At 72.9% G+C, this 16,391-nt stretch carries 13 protein-coding genes and 1 pseudogene; 8 read left to right on the top strand and 6 right to left on the bottom strand.

Going from position 1 to position 16,391, the window contains the following annotated elements:
* Positions 1-129: DUF397 domain-containing protein (locus HCC30_RS28905; protein WP_240979946.1), on the bottom strand; the 129-nt coding region annotated here is incomplete at its 3' end.
* Between the two features lie 25 nt (positions 130-154).
* Positions 155-880, bottom strand: a pseudogene (locus tag HCC30_RS27350) (helix-turn-helix transcriptional regulator); the annotation flags it as partial.
* A 414-nt stretch (positions 881-1,294) separates the two neighbouring features.
* Here HCC30_RS27350 and HCC30_RS27345 point away from each other — a divergent pair.
* Positions 1,295-1,738 (top strand): hypothetical protein, encoded by a 444-nt coding sequence (locus HCC30_RS27345; protein WP_169445544.1) that lies wholly within the window; start codon positions 1,295-1,297, stop codon positions 1,736-1,738.
* 90 nt (positions 1,739-1,828) lie between these two features.
* On the opposite strand, the gene HCC30_RS27340 is transcribed toward HCC30_RS27345, so the two are convergent.
* Complete coding sequence (locus tag HCC30_RS27340) at positions 1,829-2,536, bottom strand: GDSL-type esterase/lipase family protein (protein WP_169445598.1); 708 nt, start codon at positions 2,534-2,536, stop codon at positions 1,829-1,831.
* 59 nt (positions 2,537-2,595) lie between these two features.
* Between HCC30_RS27340 and HCC30_RS27335 the strand changes: the two genes are divergently transcribed.
* Positions 2,596-3,621, top strand: coding sequence for a hypothetical protein (locus HCC30_RS27335; protein WP_206324391.1), 1,026 nt, complete (start codon positions 2,596-2,598; stop codon positions 3,619-3,621).
* Between the two features lie 385 nt (positions 3,622-4,006).
* Here the strand turns inward: HCC30_RS27335 and HCC30_RS27330 are convergent, their stop codons facing one another.
* A complete protein-coding gene (locus HCC30_RS27330; RefSeq protein WP_169445590.1) occupies positions 4,007-4,780 on the bottom strand; it encodes a TetR/AcrR family transcriptional regulator in 774 nt (257 codons plus the stop codon).
* Positions 4,781-4,921: 141 nt separating this feature from the next.
* Here HCC30_RS27330 and HCC30_RS27325 point away from each other — a divergent pair, with 141 nt between their 5' ends.
* The gene (locus tag HCC30_RS27325; protein ID WP_169445589.1) at positions 4,922-5,974 is read left to right on the top strand and encodes an ATP-binding cassette domain-containing protein; all 1,053 of its coding nucleotides are present in this window, start codon (positions 4,922-4,924) and stop codon (positions 5,972-5,974) included.
* Positions 5,971-6,801, top strand: coding sequence for an ABC transporter permease (locus tag HCC30_RS27320; protein WP_169445588.1), 831 nt, complete (start codon positions 5,971-5,973; stop codon positions 6,799-6,801). Before HCC30_RS27325 ends, HCC30_RS27320 begins: the two co-directional genes overlap by 4 nt.
* Positions 6,802-7,076: 275 nt before the next feature.
* On the opposite strand, the gene HCC30_RS27315 is transcribed toward HCC30_RS27320, so the two are convergent.
* Positions 7,077-7,469: a hypothetical protein gene (locus tag HCC30_RS27315; RefSeq protein WP_169445587.1), complete on the bottom strand. Its 393-nt coding sequence runs from the start codon at positions 7,467-7,469 to the stop codon at positions 7,077-7,079.
* Between the two features lie 90 nt (positions 7,470-7,559).
* Positions 7,560-8,678: a phosphoserine transaminase gene (gene serC, locus HCC30_RS27310; RefSeq protein WP_169445586.1), complete on the bottom strand. Its 1,119-nt coding sequence runs from the start codon at positions 8,676-8,678 to the stop codon at positions 7,560-7,562.
* 379 nt (positions 8,679-9,057) lie between these two features.
* Between serC and HCC30_RS27305 the strand changes: the two genes are divergently transcribed.
* From HCC30_RS27305 to HCC30_RS27290, 4 genes are all read left to right on the top strand, one after another.
* Entirely contained in the window at positions 9,058-11,901 is a 2,844-nt protein-coding gene (locus tag HCC30_RS27305) for an FAD-binding and (Fe-S)-binding domain-containing protein (RefSeq protein ID WP_169445585.1), read from the top strand.
* Between the two features lie 336 nt (positions 11,902-12,237).
* Entirely contained in the window at positions 12,238-13,038 is an 801-nt protein-coding gene (locus HCC30_RS27300; protein ID WP_169445584.1) for a TIGR03084 family metal-binding protein, read from the top strand.
* Positions 13,035-14,768: an acyclic terpene utilization AtuA family protein gene (locus HCC30_RS27295; RefSeq protein ID WP_346776837.1), complete on the top strand. Its 1,734-nt coding sequence runs from the start codon at positions 13,035-13,037 to the stop codon at positions 14,766-14,768. The genes HCC30_RS27300 and HCC30_RS27295 overlap by 4 nt, the downstream gene beginning before the upstream one ends.
* On the top strand, positions 14,765-16,381 hold the full coding sequence (locus HCC30_RS27290; protein ID WP_346776836.1) for a carboxyl transferase domain-containing protein: 1,617 nt from the start codon (positions 14,765-14,767) through the stop codon (positions 16,379-16,381). Before HCC30_RS27295 ends, HCC30_RS27290 begins: the two co-directional genes overlap by 4 nt.
* Positions 16,382-16,391 lie beyond the last annotated feature (10 nt).

Raw genomic sequence — 16,391 nt, 5'->3', positions numbered from 1 at the left:
GGTGTCCTTACTGTCCCGGACGGGGACGACGTTGCTGCCGGACGCGTGCTCCGGGGCCCACTCGACGCACTGGCCTGCTTGCGAATCGCTGTAGGTGGACTTGATCCACTGCGTTGCGGGCATACTCATTCCTCACCTTGCCGAGATACTCCAGTGAATCTTGTGGGCTGAGCGAGCACGCTCGCAACTGATCGAAACAAGCAACGGCGTTGTCAATAACGGCAGTTGTGTCATACGGGCGGCCTCCTTGTGGCCCCTCGGCGTAGACCACCGGACCGTGTTCCGCTGCCTCCAGGAGCGTGAATGGTGTGCTGATGGTGACTGCCGCAGCAGTGTTGGGGAGCACCTGCACCGTCAGCGTCGGGTGTTCGCCCACCGCGTTGATCAGGTGCGCCAGCTGGTCAGCCATGACCCGGGGTGAGCCGACCTGGGCCCAGAGGCAGGCTTCGTGCAGCACTACCCACAGGCGGGGTGGGTCCGCCGAGTCCAGGATTTCCCGTCGCTTCAGCCGACTTGCGACGTTGGCCTCCACCTCCTCGTCCGAGTACGGCACCCATGCGCTGCGGAATACGGCACGCGCATAGTCCTCGGTCTGCAACAGCCCCATCACCAGGACGGCGGAGAAGTCCCGGATCGTGTCGGCCTCGTGCTCCGCATCCACATAGGCGGCGAACCAGGCCGGGTGGTCGCCGTGTATGAGCCGCTTCAGTTGCCGGGTGAACAAGTCCCCTGTCCCGAAAGCCTTGTCACATCCCTGGGCGTACTTGAGTGAGGGAGTCACAGCGCCGGACTCGACCTTGCTGACGTAGCTCTTGCTGTATCCGGCCGCGCGTCCCAATGCCTCCCCTGACATCCCTCGTGCTTCACGCACGCGGCGCATGTCGTCCCCGAGGGTTTCCGCCTCTGGAGGCTTCTTCAACTTTGGGGTGCGGTGTTGGCCTTTCCGCATCGTTCACCTGCCCAAACGGTTGGCAGAGGCAGGGGAAGGGTGGCGCCCTGCCCGGAAGGAATCCCTTCAACGCGAGTCATCGTAAGGCGAGTTGTGTTGTTCTCGTCACCGAACGTGAGAATTGCTCTGGCTGGGAGGTCGGGCCATGTCCGATGGCGGGGATGTGCCGTGGGTGCGGGACGAAGTGACGGGCCGGGTGGGGACGTTGATGTTCTCGGGGTTATGGCGGGACCCGGTGACGCGGCGGGAGGTGAGCGTCGCGTTCATCCGGCCCGTGGGCGGCGGGCGGGAGTGGGCGGCCAGTCCGGAGCAGGTGCGCGTCGTGGAGCCGGTGGGGGAGGGGCGGTGACCGTCCCGTACGTCCTCGCGCCGAGCGGGTTCGCGCCCTCCGTCACCTTCCGGACCTGGCGCGACGTACGGCCGCAGCCCGCGCAGGCGGGCGATGGCAACGCGTGGGCGACGGGCGCCTGCATGCTGTACTGCCGCCGCGCCGCCGTCCGCGTGCTGTGGATCGGCCCGGCGCGCACGCCCGGCGGCGCCGGGCCGGTGTACGCCTGCGCCCCCTGCCTCGCCGAACTCGACCGTATGGTGCGGCTCCAGGAGCGGGACCGCGGCGCGGACTACGTCCCGGCGCGCGGGGACGTGGCGGGCGCCGTCAACTTCAGCGTCCCGCCGTACCGCGGCCGCCCCGCGGAGGAGCGCCGCGAGCCCGCGCCCGTCCGCGGCCGTCACCGGCGGACGGGCAGGTGGCGGCGGTGGCTCGGGCGTGCGGGGAGGCGCCGTGACTGAGCGGACGCGTCCGGCCGAACGCCCCCGGCGGCCCGAACCGGCGCGGACCTGCCGGCACGAGCGGACCGTGCGGTGGCGGGACGGGAAGCTCTACTGCGCGGGCTGCAAGAGGCAGTTGTACTTGTGAGGCGCCTCGACGGGACGGTACGGGCCGCCGATCTCCCAGCCCTGGTGCAGGGCCGTGGCGAAGGCGGCCGCTATCCGGTGCTCACCCGAGGCGGAGGGGTGCGTTCCGTCGTGGGTGTCGCGGGCGACGTCCCAGTCCTCGGGCGGGGTGGCGAGCAGCAGCGGGGACGCGGGGGTGGGCCGGTCGGCGACGGCCTTGGCCAGCAGCTGGTTGAAGTACGCGCACTCCTCGGCGAATTCCGGGTTCTGCTGCTGACGGATGTTGGGGAGTATCGGCAGGATCGCGACGCGGAGGTGCGGCGCGGCGGCGCGGGCCTCGTCGAGGAAGCGGTGCACGTTGGCGGCGGTCTGCTCGGCGTTGGTGTAGAAGCCGAGGTCGATCAGGCCGAGCGCGACGAGCAGGGTGTCGGCGCGGTGGGCGCGCACGGTGTCGCCGATCAGGGGCGCCATGTGCAGCCAGCCCTCGCCCCACCCGGCGAGATGGCCGCGCGCGTCCTCGGGGAAGGCCGGGTCGGCGTACGCGGCGGAGTCCTCGTGCAGCAGGGTGCGCGGGCCGGTGATCCGGAACGGGGCGTGCCGGGTCCGGCGCAGGTGCTGCCACAGGCGGTACCGCCATGTGAAGTCGCCCGCGCTGCCGATGGTGATGGAGTCGCCGACGAACAGGATGCGCACCTGATCATCCTGGCCGATCCGGGGGTGGATACGCACCGTGATGCTGGACACTTGAGCGCATGTCTGAGTTGGGGCGGGTGAGAAGCGGCGCCGCCGTCGCGGCTGCGCTGGTGTGCGCGCTGGTCGGTCCGGCGTCCGGGGTGGCCGCGGCGGACGGCCAGGAGGGCGACGGGCCCGAGGCGTTCACGCTGCGGGACAAGCGGATCGACGAGTCCAGCGGCCTCGCCGCGAGCCGCGCGCACGAGCACGTCTACTGGACGCACAACGACAGCGACGACGGCCCGCGCGTCTACGCCGTCGACGGGCGGACGGGCCGCACGGTCGCCACCGTCACGCTCCAGGGCATCGACCCGCGGGACGTCGAGGCGATCGCCGTCGGCCCCGACGGCGACGTGTACGTCGCCGACATCGGCGACAACCTGGGCGGCACCTGGCCCGAGGTGTGGATCTACCGCTTCCCCGAACCGAAGCAGCTACGCGACGTGACGGTCACCCCGACCCGCTACACCGTGCGTTACGAGGACGGCCCGCGCGACGCGGAGTCGCTGATGGTGCACCCCAAGACCGGCCGGGTCTACATCGCCAGCAAGAACAACAAGGAGCGCGGCGGGATCTACGCGGGCCCCGAGGAACTCTCCCCGTCCGGCGTCAACACCTTCCGGCGGATCGCCGACACCGAGATCTGGGCCACCGACGGCGCCTTCTCGCCCGACGGGACACGGCTGATGCTGCGCAGCTACTTCGGCGGCGAGATGTACGTCTGGCGCGACGGAAAGCCGGACCCGATCGACGACATGGTGCCCGTCCCCATGCAACGCCAGGGCGAGTCCGTCACGTTCACCCCCGACGGCCGCACGCTGATGTTCGGCTCCGAGGGCCGGCACAGCACCGTCGACCCCGTCGAACTCGACGGCACACTCCTGCCGGAGAACGCGGCCCGACCGGCTCCCGAGCGGGACCGCGGCTCCGACAACCAGGACACCGGCTCCGGCGACCGCAACGAAGTTGCCATCGGCGGCGTCACGTTCGCGATCGCGATCGGCGCGTGGATGCTGCTGCGGGGACTGCTGCGGCGGCGGCGCTAAGGATCGCCCCGCCAGGGGCGCGGGGAACTGCGCGCTCAGCCCGCGGCGACGGGGCGGGCCGGTGACGCCGGTTGCGCACCCCGCGCCGTGGCGGGCGCTGCGCTTGCCAGCCCTGCGCCTCGGCGCAGTTCTCCCAAGCGGGGTGAGCCTGCGAATAAGGGGCGCGGGGAACTGCGCGAAGACCCAAGCCACGACGGCGCGGCACCCGGACAAGCGGGGTGGGCCCGCGATGAGGGGCGCGGGGAACTGCGCGAAAAAGGGGCGCGGGGAACGGCGCAAACCCCGAGCCACGACGGCGCCGCACCCGGACCAGCGGGGCGAGCCCGTAAAAAGGGGGCGCGGGGAACTGCGCAAACCCCGCGCCACAACGGCGCCGCGCCCCGCGTCAGCCGCCCGACCGCGGCGAGAAGAAGACGGCGAAGCCGTCCAGCAGCCGCGACAGCCCGAACCGGAAACTCTCCTCCGTGGAGAGCGAAAACGTGTCCTCCGGCAGATCCCGCACCCGCGGATACACCCCGGACTCCATCGCCTGCACCAGATACGGCTCCTGCGCCCCCCAGAACTCCTCGTCCGAGGTCCCCGAATCCCGCACCGCCTGCCGCTCCAGGACGTACGAACGCGCCGCGCCCACCACATAGTTGTCCATCGTGAGCAGCACCGCGATCCGCTCCTGACCCGTCAGGTCGAGGCCGTCCAGCGGCGCCAGCGAGGTGTCCAGCCCGGCCAGCGAGTTGGGCCCGAGAACCGGCCGCACCTGGTTGACCTGGAGCAGCCACGGATTGCCCGTGTACAGCTCCCAGTTGATCATCGCGAGCCGCTCCAGCGCCGCGCGCCAGCCCGCGTCCGGGCCACCGAGCGGGCCCTCGTCGACGCGGTTGACGTGGTCGATCATCAGGTCGAGCAACTCGCCCTTGCCCGGTATGTAGCGGTACAGCGTCATCGTGCCGACGCCGAGCTCGGCGGCGACGTTCCGCATGGAGAGCGCGCCGATGCCGTCCCGGTTCGCGAGTGCGACCGCCGTGGTGACGATCTGCTCCCGGGTGAGCCCGCGCCGCGGCCCGCGGCTGGGGGTGCCCTCCTCGCCCCAGAGCAGCTCAAGGCTGCGGGCGAGGCTGCCGCTCCCGCTGTGTTCCGTGGTCACGCCCTGTTCGCTGGTCATCGTGCCGCCATCCTAAAACCGCTTGCGCGAAACTGCGTAGGCCGTACTCTGTTGTTTGTGAGTACGGCGTACCCGGTTTTCGCTCCTGTGACACCCGCCGTGCCAGGCCCGATCCACACCGACCCGGAGGGGGAACCGCGCATGCCGCCCACAGCCGCCGCCAGCACCGCGCACCCGGCAGGCCCGGAGCCTTCGGTCCTCGTCGAGGACCTGCGCAAGACGTACGGCGGGAAGCCGGCGCTCGACGGCCTGGATCTCGCCGTCCCGCGCGGCACCGTCCTGGGCCTGCTCGGGCCGAACGGCGCGGGCAAGACCACGGCCGTCCGCATCCTGACGACGCTGGTGCGGCCGGACGGCGGCAGCGCCCGCGTCGCGGGGCACGACGTACGGCGCGAGCCGCGCGCCGTCCGCCGCCGCATCGGGCTCACGGGCCAGCACGCCGCCGTCGACGAGATCCTCACCGCCCGGCAGAACCTGGAGATGTTCGGCCGGCTGTTCCATCTCGGGCGCTCCCGCGCCCGCGAGCGCGCCGCCGAACTGCTGGAGCGGTTCCGGCTGTCCGAGGCCGCCGACCGGCAGCCGAAGAACTTCAGCGGCGGCATGCGGCGCCGGCTCGACCTCGCCTCCAGCATGATCCTCGCGCCCGAGGTGCTGTTCCTCGACGAGCCCACCACCGGGCTGGACCCGAGGGGCCGCAGCGAAGTCTGGGAATCCGTACGGGAGCTGGCCGCCGGCGGTACCACGGTCCTGCTGACGACCCACTATCTGGACGAGGCCGACAAGCTGTCCGACCGGATCGCCGTCATCGACCAGGGCCGGAACGTCACGGAGGACACCCCCGCCGGCCTGAAGCGGGCCATCGGCGGGGACCGCCTGGAGGTCGTCGTGGGCGAGGCCGCCGACCTGCCTGCCGTGGCGGCCGCGGTCGCCCGGGTCGCGGCGGACGGCGCCGAGCCCGAGATCAGCGAGGGCGAACTCCGCGTCCACGCACCGGTGTCCGTCGGCGAACAGGTCGCCGCGCTGACGGACGTCGCCCGCCGCGTCCAGGACGAGGGCATCGCCGTCGAGGACATCGGCCTGCGCCGCCCCACCCTCGACGAGGTCTTCCTCACCCTCACCGGCCACCAGACCGACCAGCCCGGCCCGGCGGCAAAGACCGGGGACGACAAGGAGAAGGAAGGGGTCACGGCGTGAGCGCACCCGCCACCGCACCGCCCGTCGACGTACCCGAACGGCGCCTGTACTGGGCCGTCGTGGACTGCTGGACGATCGTCCGGCGGGATCTCGGGCACCTGGTGAAGCAGCCCTCGCTGATCGCCTGGCAGCTCGGCTTCCCGATCGTGTCCGTGCTGCTGTTCGTCTTCGTGTTCGGCAGCGCGATGGAGGTCGGCCCCGGCGTCGACTACAAGGACTTCGCGATGCCCGGCATGTTCGCGATGACCATGGCCTTCGGGTTCATGAACACCGCGATGGCCGTCGTCATCGACAAGGAGCGCGGGGTCACCGACCGCTTCCGTTCCATGCCCATGGCGCCCTCGGCCGTCGTCACCGGACGCGGCGTCTCCGACGTCCTGCACGCGGCGCTCGACCTGCTCGTCCTCGCCGCGATCGCGCTCGTCGTGGGCTGGCGCTCGGACGGCGGGGCGCTCGCGACACTGACCGCCTTCGCCCTGTTGCTGCTGCTCCGGTTCGCGCTCATCTGGATCGGCGTCTGGCTCGGGCTGCGGGTCCCCAACCAGGAGGCCGCGGGGAATCTCTTCGCCGTCGCCTTCCCGTTCGGCATGGTCTCCAGCGTGTTCACACCGCCCTCGGCCATGCCCGACTGGCTCGGCACCATCGCCATGTGGAACCCGGTCTCGGCCACGGCCAACGCCATCCGCGAGCTCTACGGGAACCCGCTGCCCCTCGGCGACAGCTGGATCGAGCAGCACTCCCTGCTGATGGCAGTGGTCTGGCCACTGATCATCACCGCCGTCTTCCTCCCCCTGGCCGTCCGAAAATTCCAAAACCTCAACTCATGACGGCCCCGCCAGGGGCTGCGCCCCATCAGGGGCGCGGGGAACTGCGCGAATAGCCACGACGTACGGGGTGGTCCGGTGACGGCAGAAACGCACCCCGCGCCGGGGCTAGGCGCTGCGCTTGCCAGCCCTGCGCCTACGCGCAGACCTCCCAAGCGGGGCGGGCCCGCGAAAAAGGGGCGCGGGGAACTGCGCGAAAACCTGGGCCACGACGCACCCGCACCCCGCGACGCACAAGAAGGGGCACCCCAGGAAACGGCAAGCGGCCCCGAAGGGGCCTACTCCCCCACGAGCCGCAGCTCATAGTGCACCGTCGAGTCGAGCATCAACGCATACCCCAGCGGAACCGCGACCCCCTGCAACAGCGGCTGCTTACGCGCCAGCAGCATCGCCGCATGCCGCGACTCCTCGCCGTGCAGCCGCCGGGCACGCGCCTTCATCGGCGCCCCGGTCGGCGTCCCGCCGAGCGAGGCGGGGGCGATCTCCACCTCCGGGTACCGGTCGAGCCGCCCGTTCCGCTTCGCCCGCCCGTAGGTGCGGACGTACGCGCGGTCGCCCTCGACGGCGATCGGCGAGGGGCCGCCGACGGGCTCGCCGTTCGGCTCGTAGGTGGTCAGGCGTACGCGCTTCTCCCGGGCGAAGAGCCGGAGCCCGGTGGAAGGAGTGGTCATGGGCGGGCCGGTACCCGTCATGCGGAAACGCGAAACGGGCCCGGACTCAAGGTCGTCCGGGCCCGCTCGGCCAGTGGTCCGCTCAGGCGGTCACTGGTTCTCGATCACGTAGTCGACGCACTTGGTGAGCGCCTCGACGTCGGCGGGCTCGACCGCCGGGAACATCGCCACCCGCAGCTGGTTGCGGCCCAGCTTGCGGTACGGCTCGGTGTCGACGATGCCGTTGGCGCGGAGCGTCTTGGCGACGGCCGCGGCGTCGATGTCGTCGTTGAAGTCGATCGTGCCGACGACCTGCGAGCGCTGCGCCGGGTCGGCGACGAACGGGGCCGCGTACTTGGATTCCTCGGCCCAGCCGTACAGCGCGCCGGAGGAGGCGGCGGTGCGGCGCACGGCCCAGTCCAGACCGCCCTGGCCGTTGATCCACTCCAGCTGGTCGTTCAGCAGGAAAAGGGTCGTGAGCGCGGGGGTGTTGTACGTCTGGTTCTTGCGGGAGTTGTCGATCGCGGTCTTCAGGTCGAAGAAGGCCGGGATGTGCCGGTCCGAGGCGGCGATCCGCTCGGCGCGCTCGATCGCGGCCGGGGAGAACACGGCGATCCACAGGCCGCCGTCCGCCGCGAAGGACTTCTGCGGCGCGAAGTAGTAGACGTCCGTCTCGCTGATGTCGACGGGCAGGCCGCCCGCGCCGGACGTCGCGTCGACGAGGACGAGCGAGCCGCTGTCGGCGCCCTCGACGCGGCGCAGCGGCATCGCGACACCGGTCGAGGTCTCGTTGTGGGTGAACGCGTACACGTCGACGCCGGCCTCGGCCTTCGCCGTCGGGTGCGTGCCCGGCTCGGACTCGATCACGGAGGGGGTGCCCAGCCACGGCGCCTGCTTGGCGGCCTTCGCGAACTTCGAGGAGAACTCGCCGAAGGAGAGGTGCTGGGAGGTGGAGTCGATCAGACCGTGCGTCGCCACGTCCCAGAAGGCGGTCGAGCCGCCGTTGCCCATGACCACCTCGTAGCCCTCGGGCAGCTGGAACAGCTCCTTCACGCCGTCGACCACCTTGCCGACCAGGTTCTTGACCGGGGCCTGGCGGTGGGACGTGCCGAGGAGTGAGGTACCGGTGGCAGCCAGGGCGCTCAGCGCCTCCGTACGCACCTTGGACGGGCCCGAGCCGAACCGACCGTCGGCGGGCTTGATGTCTGCGGGAATCTGGAGATCAGCCACGCCGGGCAGCCTAGCCCGTGACCCGGCCCCGGCGGTACAGGGGTCCACGCGCCGAGACGTGCGCTCCGTCTTGGGGGCACGGGGAGGATCGCCCCGTCGGGGGCGCGGGGAACTGCGCGACCGGCCACGACGTACGGGGTGGCCCGGTGACGGCATGGAGCACCCCGCGCCGGGGTGGGCGCTGCGCTTGCCAGCCCTGCGCCTGAGGCGCAGACCTCCCAAGCGGGGCGGGCCCGAGAAGCGGGGGCGGGCCCCGAAAAGGGGCGCGGGGAACTGCGCAAAAGGCCCGAGCCACGACGTCCCCGCACCCGAAAAACCAGGGCGCACCCCCCGGTGTGGGTACTGACGCGCACCCGCCCCCGCAGGCACGCTGGGCCGCATGGCAGACGAAGACGCACACAGCGCGCCCCGGGACGTGGAGCGCAGGCTGCGGGAAAGCGTGCGCGGCGAGGTCGAGTTCGGCACCGCCGACCGCGCGCTGATGACCATGGACGCCTCCAACTACCGCCGCGTCCCCGTCGGCGTCGTCGCCCCGCGCGACGCCGACGACGTGGCGGCGACCCTCGCCGCCTGCCGTGAGGAGGGCGTCCCGGTGCTGGCGCGCGGCGCGGGGACGTCCATCGCGGGCCAGGCCACCGGCACCGGCGTCGTCCTGGACTTCACCCGGCACATGAACGCCGTCGAGTCCGTCGACCCGGAGTCCCGGACGGCGCTCGTCCAGCCCGGCGTGGTCCTCGACCGGCTCCGGGACGAGGCGGCCCGCTTCGGGCTGACCTTCGGCCCCGACCCGTCCACGCACAGCCGCTGCACCCTCGGCGGCATGATCGGCAACAACTCCTGCGGCTCGCACTCCGTCGCCTGGGGCACCACGGCCGACAACGTGCGCGAGCTGGAGGTGCTCACGCACGCCGGGGAGCGCGCGCTCCTGGCGCCCGGCGGCGAGGGCGTGCCGGCGCGGCTGCGCGAGGGGGCCCGCGCCCTCGTCCAGGGCGAACTGGCAAGGCTGCGCACGGGTTTCCCCGAACTGCCGCGCCGGATCTCCGGCTACGCGCTGGACGAGCTGTTGCCCGAGAAGGGCGAGGACTGGGCCCGCGCCTTCACCGGCAGCGAGGGCACCCTGGGCGTGCTCACGCGGGCGCGCGTCGGCCTGGTGCGCACGCCGGGCGCGCGGGTGCTGGCGGTGCTCGGGTACGCGGACGAGAGCGCGGCCGCCGAGGCGGCGGCGGGACTGCTGCCGTACGGTCCGCTGACCGTCGAGGGCATGGCCAACGACCTGGTGTCCGACGCGGCCAGGTCGGCCCTCCCGCGCGGCGGCGCCTGGCTGTTCGTCGAGGTCGGCGGGGAGGACGCGGCCGAGGCCCGCGCCCGCGCCGAGACGCTGCGCCGCGCGGCGGCCGACGGAACGACCGGTTCCGCGCTGCTGGCCGAGCCGGGGGAGCAGCGCGCGCTGTGGCGGGTCCGGGAGGACGCCTCGGGCACGGCGACCCGGATGCCGGACGGCAGCGAGGCGTGGCCGGGCTGGGAGGACTGCGCGGTCCCGCCGCCCCGACTCGGCGCGTACCTCAAGGACTTCCGGGCGCTGCTGCGCGAGTACGGCCTCCGGGGCCTGCCGTACGGGCACTTCGGCGACGGCTGCATCCACGTCCGCATCGATTTCGACCTGCTGGGCCAGGAGGGCATCCGCCGCTTCCGGGAGTTCAGCCACGACCTCGCGGACGTCGTCGTCGCGCACGGCGGCTCCCTCTCCGGCGAGCACGGCGACGGTCAGGCGCGCGCCGAGCTGCTGCCGAAGATGTACGGGGACGAGATGGTGGCCCTCTTCGGCCGGTTCAAGGATCTGTGGGACCCGGCGGGCGGCCTCAACCCGGGCATGCTCGTCCGCCCGGCCCGGATGGACGAGAACCTGCGTTTCGCGCCCCTCCCGCGCCGCCCCGTGGACGTCGAGTTCGGCTACCCGCACGACGGAGGGGACTTCTCGGCGGCCGTGCGGCGCTGCGTCGGCGTCGCCAAGTGCCGCAACACCGACGCGGGTTCGGGCGTGATGTGCCCCTCCTTCCGCGCGACGGGCGAGGAGCAGCACTCGACGCGCGGCCGCGCCCGGCTGCTGCACGAGATGCTCGCGGGCGAGGTGGTGACGGACGGCTGGCGCTCGGAGGAGGTGCGCGAGGCGCTCGACCTGTGCCTGTCCTGCAAGGGGTGCCGCAGCGACTGCCCCGTCGGGGTGGACATGGCGACGTACAAGGCCGAGTTCCTGCACCACCATTACGAGGGGCGCCGCCGTCCCATGGCGCACTACGCGATGGGGCGGCTGCCCCAGTGGCTGCGGCTGGCGGCCGCGAGCCGGGCGGTGCCGTTGCTGAACGCGGGGGCGCGCGTCGGCCCGCTGGCCGCGGTGGCCAAACGGCTCGCGGGCCTCGCACCCGAACGGGACATTCCGCCGGTGGCCCCGGTCCCGTTCACCCGCTGGTGGCGGGCGCGGGGGCGTGCGGCGGGGCGCGAGGGAGGGAAGCGGGTCGTGCTGTGGCCCGACACCTTCACCAACTACCTGTCCCCGGAGGCCGGTTCGGCCGCCGTGCGGGTGTACCGGGACGCGGGGCTGCGCGTCGTGGTGCCGCCGAAGCAGGTGTGCTGCGGCCTGACGTACGTCTCCACGGGGCAGCTCGACCAGGCGCGCACGGTCATGCGCCGCACCCTCGACCGCATCGAGCCCGCGCTCGATGCCGGGCTCCCCGTCTCCGTCCTGGAACCCCCGTGCGCCGCCGCGCTCAAGACGGACCTGCCCGAACTCCTCGGCGACGACCCGCGCGCCCGGCGGCTCGCCGACTCCGTGCGGACCTTCGCGGAGACCCTGGAGGAGCACGCGCCCGACTGGGAGCCGCCCCGGATCGACGCGTCCGTCGCCGGGCAGCTGCACTGCCACCAGCACGCCGTCCTCGGCGAGGACGCGGACCGGCGGCTGCGTGAACGGGCCGGACTCTCCGGTGAGTTGACCAAGGGCTGCTGCGGGCTCGCGGGCAACTTCGGCTTCGAGGCCGGCCACTACGAGGTCTCCGCCGCCTGCGCCGAGGACCAGCTCCTCCCGGCGGTGCGCGCGGCACGCGCCTCTGATCCTGCCGTTCGGCTCCTCGCCGACGGGTACTCCTGCCGCACCCAGCTCCACCAGCTCGGCGGCGCCTCCGCGCGCCACCTGGCGGAGCTGCTGGCCGACGGGCTGGAGGGGTAGGGGCGCCCCGCTTCTCGGGGTGCGGGTGCTTCGTGGCCGGGGTTTTGCGCAGTTCCCCGCGCCCCTTTTCGCGGGCTCGCCCCGCTTGGGAGGTCTGCGCCTTAGGCGCAGGGCTGGCAAGCGCAGCGCCTCAGCCCCGGCGCGGGGTGCTCCATGCCGTCACCGGGCCACCCCACCGCCGTGGCCGTTCGCGCAGTTCCCCGCGCCCCTTTTCGGGGCGCCGGGCGCCCCAACTCCCGTCCTCTGGCCGGAAATTATCGTGCAAGCATGCTTGCTTGTTTTTCGGTGTGCTGCCACTCTCGTCGGCACGAGCGTGACGGATGACGGGAGCGCGGCATGGCGGACGCCGGGGTGACGGAGGCCGTACTGGCGGATCTCCGGGACGAGGGTGCGGAACTCGACGGGCTCGTGGGCGGGTTGGACGGGAAGGGCTGGCGCCTGCCGACCCCGGCGCCGCGCTGGACCGTCGCGCACCAGATCGCCCACCTGCTGTGGACGGACGAGCAGGCGCTCCTGGCCGCCACCGACGAACCCGCGTTCCGGCGCGGTCTGGAGCACGCGGCCCGCGCACCGCACACCTTCGTGGACGAGGGCGCGGAGCGCCTCGCCGCGCTCCCGGCGCACGAGCTGCTCGCGCGTTGGCGTCACGGCCGCCGTGAACTGGCGGACGTGCTGGCGCACTTCGACGGCAAGCTCCCCTGGTACGGGCCGCCGATGAGCGCCGTCTCGATGGCGACCGCGCGCCTGATGGAGACCTGGGCGCACGGCGAGGACGTCGCCGCCGCGCTGGGCGTACGGCGCGCGCCGACCGTCCGGCTGCGGCATGTGGCCCGGCTCGGGGTGCGGACCCGTGACTTCGCCTTCGGCGTGCACGGCCTGGAGCCGCCCGCGGCCCCGTTCCGGGTGGAACTCACCGCTCCGGACGGCGGGTTGTGGACGTACGGGCCGGAGGACGCGGAGCAGCGGGTGACGGGTGAGGGCGCCGACTTCTGCCGCCTGGTCACCCAGCGCCTGCACCGCGCCGACGCACACCTCCGCGCCGAGGGGCCCCAGGCCGAGCAGTGGCTGACCCTCGCCCAGGCGTTCGCCGGACCGCCCGGCGAGGGCCGCCGGCCCGCCGAGGGGGACGCCGCGTGAGCGCCCCGGTCCAGGCGGAAACCCTGCGCGTCGGCAACTGTTCCGGCTTCTACGGTGACCGTTTCAGTGCCATGGAGGAGATGCTCACCGGCGGCCCGCTGGACGTGCTGACCGGTGACTACCTGGCCGAGCTGACGATGCTGATCCTCGGCCGGGACCGGCTGAAGGACCCGGCGCGCGGCTATGCGCGCACCTTCCTGCGGCAGCTGGAGACCTCCCTCGGGCTGGCCCGGGACCGCGGCGTCGCGCTCGTCGTCAACGCGGGCGGTCTGAATCCGGCCGGACTCGCGGAGGCCGTACGGGAGTTGAGCGAGCGGGTCGGTGTGCCCGCGCGGGTGGCGCACGTGGAGGGCGACGACGTGCTCGGCCGCGGCGCGTGGGGCGAGGGCGTCCTGACCGCGAACGCCTATCTGGGCGGCGGCGGCATCACCGCCTGTCTGCGCGCCGGCGCCGACGTCGTCGTGACGGGGCGGGTGACGGACGCGGCGCTGGTCACGGGCGCGGCCGCGGCGCACTTCGGCTGGAGCCCGGACGATCCGGCGGGCCGGGACGCGCTGGCGGGCGCCGTCGTCGCCGGGCACGTGCTGGAGTGCGGGGCGCAGGCGACGGGCGGCAACTACGCGCTGTTCGTGCGGGACGGCGTGGACGTCCGCCGTCCCGGCTTCCCCCTCGCCGAGATCGCCGCCGACGGCTCCTGCGTCGTCACCAAGCACCCCGGGACGGGCGGCGCCGTCACCGTCGGCACGGTCACCGCGCAGCTGCTGTACGAGACGGGCGGCGCGCGCTACCCGGGCCCGGACGTGACGGCGCGGCTGGACACCGTACGGCTCGCGCAGGAGGGGCCCGACCGGGTGCGGATCGAGGGGACGCGGGGCGAGGCGCCGCCGCCCGAGCTGAAGGTGGGCTGCACCCGGCTGGGCGGCTGGCGCAACGAGGTCGTGTTCGTGCTGACGGGTCTGGACATCGACGCCAAGGCGGACCTGTTGCGGCAGCAGATGGAGGACGCGTTCGAGCGCGCGGAGCGCCGTCCCCGCGAGGTGCGCTGGGACCTGGCCCGTACCGGGCGGAGCGACGCCGACGTCCAGGAGGAGGCCGGTGCGCTGCTCCGGATGGTGGTGCGGGACGCCGACCAGGAGACGGTGGGCCGCACCGTCAGCGGCGCGGCGGTGGAGCTCGCGCTGGCCAGCATCCCGGGCTTCCACGTCACCGCGCCGCCCGCGAAGGGCGCCCCGTACGGCGTGTTCGAGGCGCACCGGCTGGACGCGGCCGAGGTGCCGCACACGGCGGTGCTGCCGGACGGTGCGCGGATCGACGTCCTGCCCGTGAAGGAGACCAGGCGGCTCGCGGAGGTGCCGGAGCCCGCGCTGCCGGAGCCTCTGCCGCCCGGCAGGACGCGGCGGGCGCCGCTCGGTGAGGTGGCCGGGGCCCGCAGCGGGGACAAGGGCGGCAGCGCGAACGTCGGGGTGTGGGCGCGGGACGGCGACGAGGACGTGTGGCGCTGGCTGGTGCACGAGCTGACCGTCGACCGGCTGCGCCTGCTGCTGCCCGAGACGGCCGGCCTGCCCGTCACCCGGCACGTCCTGCCGGGGCTGCGGGCGCTGAACTTCGTCGTCGAGGGGCTGCTGGGCGAGGGCGTCGCCGCGCAGGCCCGTTTCGATCCGCAGGCCAAGGCGCTGGGGGAGTGGCTGCGCTCCCGCCATGCCGACATACCGGAGGGGTTGTTGCTGTGACCGTGCTGCGGTCGGAACTGGATGCCGGACGGGCTGATGCGGCCGAGGACTTCACCGCGCACCGCGCGTCGATGCTCGCCCGGCTCGACGAGCTGGAGACGGAGCACCGGAAGGCGGTCGCGGGCGGCGGCGAGAAGTACGTCGAGCGGCACCGGGGGCGCGGGAAGCTGACCGCGCGGGAGCGGATCGAGCTCCTGCTCGACCCGGACACGCCGTTCCTGGAGCTCTCGCCGCTCGCGGGCTGGGGGAGCGACTACACCGTCGGCGCCTCGCTGGTGACGGGCATCGGGGTGGTGGCGGGCGTCGAGTGCCTGATCACCGCGAACGATCCCACCGTCCGGGGCGGCGCGAGCAATCCGTGGACGCTGAAGAAGGCGCTGCGCGCGAACGAGATCGCGTACGCGAACCGGCTGCCGTGCATCAGTCTCGTCGAGTCCGGCGGCGCGGACCTGCCCAGCCAGAAGGAGATCTTCATTCCGGGCGGTGCCCTGTTCCGGGACATCACCCGGCTGTCGGAGGCCGGAATCCCCACGCTGGCCGTGGTGTTCGGGAACTCCACGGCGGGCGGCGCGTACATCCCCGGCATGTCCGACCACGTGATCATGGTCAAGGAGCGCGCCAAGGTCTTCCTCGGCGGGCCGCCGCTGGTGAAGATGGCCACCGGCGAGGAGGCCGACGACGAGGAGCTGGGCGGCGCCGGGATGCACGCCCGCACCTCCGGGCTCGCCGACTACTTCGCGCAGGACGAGCCGGACGCGCTGCGCCAGGCCCGCCGGGTCGTCTCCCGGCTCAACTGGCGCAAGGCGCAGCCCGATCCGGACCCGGCCGGCGTCCAGCCGCCGCTGTACGACGAGGAGGAGCTGCTCGGGATCGTCCCCGGCGACCTGAAGGTCCCCTTCGACCCGCGCGAGGTCATCGCCCGCATCGTCGACGGCTCGGACTTCGACGAGTTCAAGCCGCTGTACGGGGCGAGCCTGGTGACCGGCTGGGCCCGGCTGCACGGCTACCCCGTGGGCATCCTGGCCAACGCGCAGGGCGTGCTGTTCAGCCAGGAGTCGCAGAAGGCCACCCAGTTCATCCAGCTGGCGAACCAGCGGGACGTCCCGCTGCTGTTCCTGCACAACACGACCGGCTACATGGTCGGCACGGAGTACGAGCAGGGCGGCATCATCAAGCACGGCTCGATGATGATCAACGCGGTCTCCAACTCGAAGGTGCCGCACCTCTCCGTCCTGATGGGCGCCAGCTACGGCGCGGGCCACTACGGCATGTGCGGACGGGCCTACGACCCGCGCTTCCTGTTCGCCTGGCCGAGCGCCAAGTCGGCTGTCATGGGGCCGCAGCAACTGGCCGGGGTCCTGTCGATCGTGATGCGGGAGTCGGCGGCCGCGAAGGGCAAACCCTTCGACGAGGAGGCCGACGCCGGACTGCGGGCCATGGTCGAGGAGCAGATCGAGGCCGAGTCCCTGCCCGCCTTCCTCTCCGGACGGCTCTACGACGACGGCGTCATCGACCCGCGCGACACCCGCACCGTCCTCGGCCTGTGCCTCTCCGCCGTCCACACCGCACCCGTCGAGGGCGCGCGCGGCGGCTTCGGCATCTTCCGGATGTGAGGCGGGAGAT

It is taken from the genome of Streptomyces sp. HNM0574, from assembly GCF_012726235.1.
GTDB lineage: Bacteria > Actinomycetota > Actinomycetes > Streptomycetales > Streptomycetaceae > Streptomyces.
Note: the sequence above shows the minus strand (reverse complement) of the source record. Positions and strands in the feature narration are given on the sequence as shown.

Excerpts from the sequence above, each read along its gene's own strand:
- HCC30_RS27335 (WP_206324391.1), top strand. The coding sequence starts at position 2,596 with ATGTCTGAGTTGGGGCGGGTGAGAAGCGGCGCCGCCGTCGCGGCTGCG.
- HCC30_RS27330 (WP_169445590.1), bottom strand. The coding sequence starts at position 4,780 with ATGACCAGCGAACAGGGCGTGACCACGGAACACAGCGGGAGCGGCAGC.
- HCC30_RS27325 (WP_169445589.1), top strand. The coding sequence starts at position 4,922 with ATGCCGCCCACAGCCGCCGCCAGCACCGCGCACCCGGCAGGCCCGGAG.
- HCC30_RS27315 (WP_169445587.1), bottom strand. The coding sequence starts at position 7,469 with ATGACCACTCCTTCCACCGGGCTCCGGCTCTTCGCCCGGGAGAAGCGC.
- HCC30_RS27305 (WP_169445585.1), top strand. The coding sequence starts at position 9,058 with ATGGCAGACGAAGACGCACACAGCGCGCCCCGGGACGTGGAGCGCAGG.
- HCC30_RS27300 (WP_169445584.1), top strand. The coding sequence starts at position 12,238 with ATGGCGGACGCCGGGGTGACGGAGGCCGTACTGGCGGATCTCCGGGAC.